Origin of the sequence: Flavobacterium sp. (assembly GCF_024710485.1) — a bacterium.
Taxonomy (GTDB): Bacteria; Bacteroidota; Bacteroidia; order Flavobacteriales; family Flavobacteriaceae; genus Flavobacterium.
Genome location: NZ_JANJUQ010000016.1, coordinates 64859 through 71702 on the forward strand (window position 1 = coordinate 64859; position 6844 = coordinate 71702).

7 protein-coding genes are annotated in these 6844 nt (G+C 38.0%); 4 read left to right on the forward strand and 3 right to left on the reverse strand.

Going from position 1 to position 6844, the window contains the following annotated elements; translation table 11 throughout:
- Nucleotides 1-131: 131 nt before the first annotated feature.
- The 3 genes from Q0M21_RS03560 to Q0M21_RS03570 are packed head-to-tail and all read left to right on the forward strand — an operon-like array spanning nucleotide 132 to nucleotide 2673.
- On the forward strand, nucleotides 132-1007 hold the full coding sequence (locus tag Q0M21_RS03560; RefSeq protein ID WP_295334802.1) for a PPK2 family polyphosphate kinase: 876 nt from the start codon (nucleotides 132-134) through the stop codon (nucleotides 1005-1007).
- A gap of 34 nt (nucleotides 1008-1041) precedes the next feature.
- The gene (locus Q0M21_RS03565; RefSeq protein WP_295334803.1) at nucleotides 1042-2439 is read left to right on the forward strand and encodes an MATE family efflux transporter; all 1398 of its coding nucleotides are present in this window, start codon (nucleotides 1042-1044) and stop codon (nucleotides 2437-2439) included.
- Nucleotides 2440-2445: 6 nt separating this feature from the next.
- Nucleotides 2446-2673: a hypothetical protein gene (locus Q0M21_RS03570; RefSeq protein WP_283238924.1), complete on the forward strand. Its 228-nt coding sequence runs from the start codon at nucleotides 2446-2448 to the stop codon at nucleotides 2671-2673.
- 3 nt (nucleotides 2674-2676) lie between these two features.
- On the opposite strand, the gene Q0M21_RS03575 is transcribed toward Q0M21_RS03570, so the two are convergent.
- The 3 genes from Q0M21_RS03575 to meaB form a co-directional block, all read right to left on the reverse strand.
- Nucleotides 2677-3321, reverse strand: coding sequence for a response regulator transcription factor (locus Q0M21_RS03575; RefSeq protein WP_295334805.1), 645 nt, complete (start codon nucleotides 3319-3321; stop codon nucleotides 2677-2679).
- Nucleotides 3311-4642: an ATP-binding protein gene (locus Q0M21_RS03580; RefSeq protein WP_295334806.1), complete on the reverse strand. Its 1332-nt coding sequence runs from the start codon at nucleotides 4640-4642 to the stop codon at nucleotides 3311-3313. Before Q0M21_RS03580 ends, Q0M21_RS03575 begins: the two co-directional genes overlap by 11 nt.
- Nucleotides 4643-5031: 389 nt before the next feature.
- The gene (meaB, locus tag Q0M21_RS03585) at nucleotides 5032-6117 is read right to left on the reverse strand and encodes a methylmalonyl Co-A mutase-associated GTPase MeaB (RefSeq protein WP_295334808.1); all 1086 of its coding nucleotides are present in this window, start codon (nucleotides 6115-6117) and stop codon (nucleotides 5032-5034) included.
- Nucleotides 6118-6258: 141 nt separating this feature from the next.
- Between meaB and Q0M21_RS03590 the strand changes: the two genes are divergently transcribed.
- Nucleotides 6259-6844: AEC family transporter (locus tag Q0M21_RS03590; protein WP_295334811.1), on the forward strand; the 586-nt coding region annotated here is incomplete at its 3' end.

The window sequence follows — 6844 nt, forward strand, 5'->3', positions numbered from 1 at the left end:
GGAAATCCTTTTTATTGTTTAATAAAAAACCTTCGACTGCGCTCAGGGTGACAAAACAATAAAAAGATTGGAGCGTAAAGCCGGAAACAGCTCCCAAAAATATTATTTTTACAAATATAAACATTGAAGGTATGAAAAACATCACTCCCGAAGATTTTAGAGTAAAAGGCAATATCGATTTGTCGAAAATCCCCACCCGATTAGACATTGATACCGACAAAGACGAAGAAGTGTTGGCGTTGGATAAAGTTCAAATGAAGTTGAGCAAGAAGCAAGATGCGATGTATGCGCACAATCGGCATGCCTTTTTGATTTGTTTACAAGGCATGGATACAAGCGGAAAAGACAGTTTGATTCGCGAAGTGTTTAAGGAGTTCAATCCGCGTGGCGTGGTGATTCACAGTTTTAAAACGCCCAATTCGACCGAGTTGGAGCACGATTATTTATGGCGTCATTATTTGGCGTTGCCCGAGAAAGGAAAGTTTGCCGTGTTCAATCGTACGCATTATGAAAATGTATTGGTAACGCGCGTGCATCCGGAATATATTTTATTCGAAAATTTGCCCGGTATTGAAACGGTGGAAGATATTACGCCTGATTTTTGGACGAATCGCATGGAGCAAATCAACAATTTTGAAAAGCACATTGCGCAAAACGGCACGACGATTTTGAAGTTTTATTTTCACATGAGTAAAGAGGAGCAACGACTTCGTTTGTTGAAACGCTTGGAGAATCCGGAAGACAATTGGAAGTTTTCGACCGGCGATTTGAAAGAGCGCGAACGTTGGGACGATTATATGCGTTATTACGAAGAAGCCATCAATAACACCAATACCGATTATGCACCTTGGTACGTGGTTCCGGCGGATGACAAAGGCGTGGCGAGATATATTGTAGCGCAAACCATTTGGGAAAAATTAGAATCGCTTACCGATATTACGGAACCTGAATTGGATCCGAAAGTAAAAGCGAATATTGATGTCTATCGCGCGCAATTGAAAGGGTAAAACGTGTTATCTTTGCAGGCTTAAAAAAGGCAAAGTGAATTTAACCCAATATACCAAAGAATTTCGTTACAACTTACAGTTGTCTTATCCCGTTATTTTAGGGATGATTGGTCATACTTTGGTAGGTATTGTTGATAATATCATGGTGGGCAAGATTGGCCCGACAGAGTTAGCGGCAGTTTCTTTGGGCAATAGTTTTGTTTTTATTGCGATGTCGCTGGGTATAGGTTTTTCCACTGCGATAACACCATTAGTAGCCGAAGCGCATGGAAAAGAAAACAAGGAAGAAGGTCGTTTGGCGTTTCATCACGGATTGTATTTGTGTACCATTTTGGGCTTGTTCTTGTTTGGTGTTATCTTTTTTTCCAAACCTCTTTTGTCTTATATGGGCCAACCGGAAGCAGTAGTTAAACTGGCGAAACCTTATTTAGATATTGTAGGTTTTTCGTTGGTACCATTAATTATGTTTCAAGCATACAAGCAGTTTGCCGACGGTATGAGCCAAACAAAGTACTCCATGTGGGCAACGATTATTGGCAATGTGGCTAACGTAATTATCAATTATTTTTTTATTTACGGGATTTGGATTTTTCCGGAGTTAGGCATCATTGGCGCGGCTATCGGAACCATTGCGTCTCGTATTATTATGTTGGTTTTTATGCATTACATTATGCAAAGCAAAAACAAGTTTCACTACTATTTTGAAGGCTTTACGATTAAAGAGATTCAAAAAGAAATCAATCTTAAAATCATCCGTTTGGGGTTTCCGTCTTCGATGCAAATGTTTTTTGAAGTCGCTTTGTTCACCGGTGCGATATGGTTGTGCGGGATGATTGGTACCACTAGTCAGGCTGCGAATCAAATTGCGTTAAGTTTGGCTTCATTGACGTTTATGTTTGCTATGGGCTTGAGTGTTACCGGAATGATTAGGGTTGGTAACCAAAAAGGGAAACAAGATTATGTGATGTTGCGAACAGTAGGGCTGTCTATATTTTTATTAACGGTTATTTTGGAAATCGTTTTTGCTTTGTTGTTTATAGCGTTGCATAATGTTTTGCCTTATATCTTTGTCAATATGGAGCAAACCACCACCTTATTGGAAAACCAAGAAGTGATTGCTATATCGGCTCAATTGTTAATAGTGGCGGCTTTTTTTCAAATATCTGATGGCATTCAAGTTGTAGTTCTCGGTGCGTTGCGCGGTTTACAAGATGTAAAGATTCCAATGTACATTACATTTGTAGCCTATTGGCTTATTGGTTTTCCGGTATCTATTTATTTAGGATTGCAAACCGATTTAAAAGCCGTTGGTGTTTGGATAGGATTGTTAGCCGGATTGACAACAGCCGCAATATTTTTGTACCTTCGTTTTCATTATTTAACCAAGAAGTTGTTGTGGCAAAACGCATTATTTACAACTCATAATTCATAATTCAACATGGAATTACCAAAATTCGTACTCGCAGACAACTCAGATTTTCCGGATGATATTTTTGTCATTCACCTTGATTTTCCTCGTTTTATCATCAATTTAAAAGACGATGAAGTAGAGTTTTTGGAAGATGTGGAAGACGAAGACCAAACCGAATTGGAAAGTGAAATGGAGCACCTGATTACCTTGGCCGGAGAATTCTACGACAAAGAAATGGAAGCCTACGAGGAGTAAATTTTACTGATCGTATCCGTTTTTAATCGCATAGACTGCTAAACCTACTCGGGTTTTCAGATTCAATTTTTCAAAAAGATTATCTCGGTAACTTTCAACTGTTCTCGGGCTACAAAACATCAGTTCGGCAATTTCTTTATAGCTTTTCTCGGTGATGGTGTATTTGAGGAATTCCTTTTCTCTTTCGGTCAGTTTGGATAAAGCTTCGTTCGAGGTTTTGTTGATGCTTGAAAAAATGATTTTCGAGGCCCATTCAGGATAATAAAACCCGTTTTCTACCATTTTCAGTAAGGCCGATTCCAATTCGCGCGGATGTGAGTTTTTCAATAAATAACTTTTGGCGCCATTTCTCACCATCTTAATGACGCTTTGTTCATCGTTTTGCATGCTCAATACCATTACTAAAACTTCGGGATGGTTTTTTTGCAGCCAATCAGCCGTTTGAAAGCCATCCATTACCGGCATACTGATATCGAGTAATACAATGTCGGGTAAAGCATTGTGAGTCGTTATTTTATCGATTAATTCCTGACCGTTTTCGCATTCGCAAATGGTTTCGAAATTTTCAAAATTAGCTATGATTCCTTTGATAGCTTGTGCTATCAAGATGTGGTCATCTACTATGGCTATGGTTTTTTTAGTGCCCATATGGTAATCTAATTAAGAGTTGGGTTCCATTATTTTCTGCACTTTGGAATTCCATTTTGGCTTCAATAATGGCGGCTCGTTTTTTCATGTTAGCGATACCTTGTCCGGCTGAAATGGATTTGGGATTAAATCCGATTCCATCATCTTCCAAAGATAAAACGATAGTGTTTTGTTCGTGCATCAACGAGACAAAAATATTGTGACAATTGGAATGCTTGATGCTGTTATTGATGAATTCTTGCACAATGCGAATCAGAATTGATTTTTCCTGATATTTTAAATCTGCTGTTAGTGCATTGGTTTTATAGGATATGAAACATTTGTTGAGCAACTTTATTTTTTCGCATTCTTTTTCAATAAGTTCACTCAAGGTGTTGGTGTCGATGGCATTGTCAATAAGCGATTTCGATAACTCACGCAATTCTGCAATCGATTCGTTAATGATATTACTGATATTTTCTATAGTAGGATTGATTTGCGGTGCTTTGTTTTCAAATTCCAATTGTTGCGTGTAAAGACTAGCCAAAGTGAGTTTTTGTCCTATGTTGTCGTGAATTTCCCGACCAATGTGTTCAATAGTTTCTTTTTGAATTTCTTTTTGCGTTGACAGTAATTCTTGTTTGTGCACCAAAGTTGCTATTTCTTTTTCTTTTTCAATACTGAAATATTTGTAAATCATAGCACCAACAAAGCAAAGACTCTCCAAAAAATAACCGTAACACAAATAGTCAAAACCGGTATATTTACTGTAACCGTTGCTGCTCACACTATCCCACAAAGCCAACAAGCCACTCAAAAAAACAAAACTTACGGCAGCAAACAGAAAGCGGAAAAAGATTTTATCTAAGTTCTTGAAGAGATGGTAATAAAAAACGAGTGAAAGGATAAAAATAATGATACGAGTCAAAAGAAAATAAATGAAATCTTTACTTACAAAATCCGGAAAAAGAATTAAAGATGCAACATAGGCAATTGTGAAGTAAAGAAAAGCAGCATAAATATTTTTTAACTTTTTAAAGCGGACATCTTCCATAATCATGGCGTAATAGACAAAGCCACAAAAGAAAAAATGACTTAATATTTGCAGTAAATCTGCTATTAAATTCAGGGTTAGTCGCATCTCCGACTTTTTGGTATACTCGGTGTTTTTTACATACACAACTCCTACAAAAGCTATGATTACCAAAAGATATGCCCCGTAAAATTTGTAGATGCGCGAGGAAAAATAGCTGTTTAGAAAAGTAGTAATCACAACGGCCAAGCTCAAAAAGCCTATGGTGTAAAAGCAAAGCTGAATAAAAAAGATGTCATCTTTGAGCATAGATTACCGTCATTAACTAGGAGTTACTGTAACAAATCAAGTTGGATTGACCTGAAAGTTATGCAAACATAAAGAAACAATTACTTTTTTAGATTTAATCCTCTGTGAAGTCCTTTTTTTATCCGTTAAACAACGGAATTTTTTAGGTTAAATAAACAGGGTAAATAGGGTTTTTTACCTAGGTTGATTTTGTCAAAATTCATTCATCTTTGTCTTGTTAGTCAAGATAATTGTAATACCCGCTAATTTTTATCGTTGTCCAAAAGGTAATTTTTAATTCGAGTATTGCTAAAGACATTGCAACTAGATATTGTGGTTATTTGAGTTGTCATTTAAAGCCATGGAGTTTTCTCCGTGGCTTTTAATTTTTACAACAAATGGTTTTTGAATTACTTAAAGTATTTTTCTAATAATTGCATAGCCGCAGCAAAAGGAGATAATTGATTTTCTTCCACGGCTTTCTTATTTTGCTCCAGAAGCATTGCAATTTCCGGATGTTGGTAGAAATGATTTTTCAATTGTTCATTAATGGTTTCCATCATCCAATACTGGTTTTGGCTTTGGCGTTTTTCTTCGAAATAATGATTGGTTTTGACCAACTCAAAATAGGTGGAAATCAATTGCCAAACCTCGTCAATCCCCGTTTTTTCATAGGCGCTGCAAGTGGTTACTTTCGGAATCCAGCCTGAACGTTTGGCAGGAAACAAATGCAAGGCTCTGTTGAATTCGGTTTTAGCCAATTTAGCCTTAGCTACATTGTCACCATCGGCTTTATTAATTACGATAGCATCCGCCATTTCCATAATACCACGTTTGATCCCTTGCAATTCATCACCGGCACCGGCAATTTTAAGCAGTAAAAAGAAATCAACCATGCTGTGTACAGCCGTTTCACTTTGCCCAACACCAACCGTTTCGATGATAATGGTATCAAAACCGGCGGCTTCGCAAAGTATGATAGTTTCTCGCGTTTTTCGCGCTACACCGCCTAAAGTTTCCCCCGATGCACTTGGTCGAATAAAGGCATTCGGATCTTTAACCAATTCCTCCATTCGGGTTTTATCGCCCAAAATACTGCCGTGTGAAATAGAACTGCTCGGGTCAACAGCCAAAACAGCCACTTTCTTTCCTAAACCGGTAAGGTATTTACCAAACGCTTCAATAAAAGTACTTTTTCCAACACCCGGAACGCCGGTTATTCCAATCCGAACTGATTGATTAGCGTGTGGCAAACAAGCCGAAATGATGTCGTTGGCTTTGGCTAAATGCGATGGATTAGTACTTTCCACCAAGGTGATGGCTCGACTCAAAGCGGAGATATCTCCGGCCAAAATACCGTTCACCAATTCGGCTGCACTGGGCTGTACTTTGCGACGCGTCAATACCTTAGCCATAGCCGAAGCACTGAAGCTCTCCGGTTGCGGAATGCCGTCTTTTTCGTGTAAAGCACTTTTAGGGTTCGCTGAGTTTTTCAAAGGAAAATCATTTGGGTAAAATTAGTAAAATAAAAAATGTGCGATAAGTTTACCACATCATTTTTTAAGAAACCTTTAGGGTTTGATTAGAATGGTTTTCCTTTTTTTGGCGTTCCTTTGCAAAATAATTTCCCGCATCGAATGGATAACATTCTTTTAGTTTTTTTGAGTTTGATTATGGGTTTAGCCCTTCAAAGCGTTGCGTCTTTTCCCAAAAATGGACATCTGGCCCTAAACCAATTTGTTATTTATGTAGCTTTGCCGGCTTTGGCGTTGTATTACATCCCTAAAATTGCAGTCACAACTGATTTGCTCTATCCGCTTGGAATTGCTTGGATTGGATTTGTACTGTCATTCCTGTTTTTTTATACATTGGGCAAAAAAATAGGTTGGTCAAATCGCTTAATTGGTTGCCTTATCATTACTGCCGGTTTAGGGAATACTTCTTTTGTAGGCTTTCCTATTATTCAAGCCTTGTATGGAGAAGAGGGATTGAAAACAGCCATCATTGTCGACCAACCGGGTTCTTTTGTGGTTATGGCTACATTAGGGGTTGTCACTGCCGGGATTTTTGCCAAAGGCGCTTCCAAAGGAAGTGATATTTTCAAAAAAATTATTTTGTTTCCGCCTTTTATTGCCTTTGCCTTGGCTTGCGTGATGAACGTCTTGCATTTCGATTTCCATAATAACATCCAAAGTGTTTTCATGAAGTTGGGTGCCACGGTAA